Source organism: Ruminococcus turbiniformis, from assembly GCF_020687545.1.
In the GTDB taxonomy this organism is placed as follows: Bacteria; Bacillota; Clostridia; order Lachnospirales; family Lachnospiraceae; genus Mediterraneibacter; species Mediterraneibacter turbiniformis.
Map to the genome: position 1 here is coordinate 1 of NZ_JAJEQX010000090.1, position 1483 is coordinate 1483.

Genomic DNA, 1483 nt, shown 5'->3' on the forward strand with positions numbered 1-1483 from the left:
CTTCTTAGCCTCCCACCTATCCTGTACATGCAATACCGAATCCCAGTATCAAGCTGGAGTAAAGCTCCATGGGGTCTTTCCGTCCTGGCGCAGGTAACCAGCATCTTCACTGGTATTTCAATTTCACCGGGTGCATTGTTGAGACAGTGCCCAAATCATTACGCCTTTCGTGCGGGTCGGAACTTACCCGACAAGGAATTTCGCTACCTTAGGACCGTTATAGTTACGGCCGCCGTTTACTGGGGCTTAAGTTCAAAGCTTCGCTTGCGCTAACCTCTCCCCTTAACCTTCCAGCACCGGGCAGGCGTCAGCCCATATACCTCACCTTTCGGTTTCGCATAGACCTGTGTTTTTGCTAAACAGTTGCTTGGGCCAATTCTCTGCGGCCAATTCTCATTGGCACTCCTTCTCCCGAAGTTACGGAGTCATTTTGCCGAGTTCCTTAACAATGCTTCTCCCGTCGGCCTTAGGATTCTCTCCTCATCCACCTGTGTCGGTTTACGGTACGGGTACCCTGCAAACAATAGCGGCTTTTCTTGGCAGTCAGCTCACGTGCTTCCCTACTTTTTTTCGGTCCGCGTCACGTCTTCGGATTGTGCACCGGATTTGCCTAATGCACTCCTACCTCGCTTGCACCGGTCTTTCCACTCCCGGCTCACGCTCTCTGCCTGCGTCCCCACAGTTCTGTTACAAGGCAGTACAGGAATTTCAACCTGTTGTCCATCGACTACGTCTTTCGACCTCGCCTTAGGTCCCGACTTACCCAGGGCAGATCAGCTTTACCCTGGAAACCTTAGATATTCGGCCGGAAGGATTCCCACCTTCCTCTCGCTACTCATTCCGGCATTCTCTCTTCTTAACCGTCCACGGCTCCTTCCGGTACCGCTTCGTCCAGTTAACAATGCTCCTCTACCGATTTACATTCGTAAATCCCTGAGCTTCGGCAGTGTGTTTCAGCCCCGGACATTTTCGGCGCAGGACCTCTCGACTAGTGAGCTATTACGCACTCTTTTAATGGATGGCTGCTTCTAAGCCAACATCCTAGTTGTCTTCGAAATCCCACATCCTTTTCCACTTAACACACATTTTGGGGCCTTAGCTGCAGGTCTGGGCTCTTTCCCTTTTGACCACCCAACTTATCTCGGATCGTCTGACTCCCATACATCATCTACACGGCATTCGGAGTTTGATATCCCTTGGTAAGCTTTGACGCCCCCGCAGGAATTCAGTGCTCTACCTCCGCAAGACTAATATGAGGCTAGCCCTAAAGCTATTTCGAGGAGAACCAGCTATCTCCGGGTTCGATTGGAATTTCTCCCCTACCCACACCTCATCCCCACCCTTTTCAACGGATGTGGGTTCGGTCCTCCATTGCCTTTTACGGCAACTTCAACCTGGACATGGGTAGATCACCCGGTTTCGGGTCTGCTCCGACTGACTGTGGCCCTTTTCAGACTTGGTTTCCCTTCGGCTCCGGACCTTT

The 1483-nt window shown here is 51.8% G+C and carries 1 rRNA gene; it reads right to left on the reverse strand.

Annotated features, from left to right (window positions below):
- Window positions 1-1483: ribosomal RNA gene (locus tag LKD70_RS18440) — 23S ribosomal RNA — on the reverse strand; the annotation flags it as partial.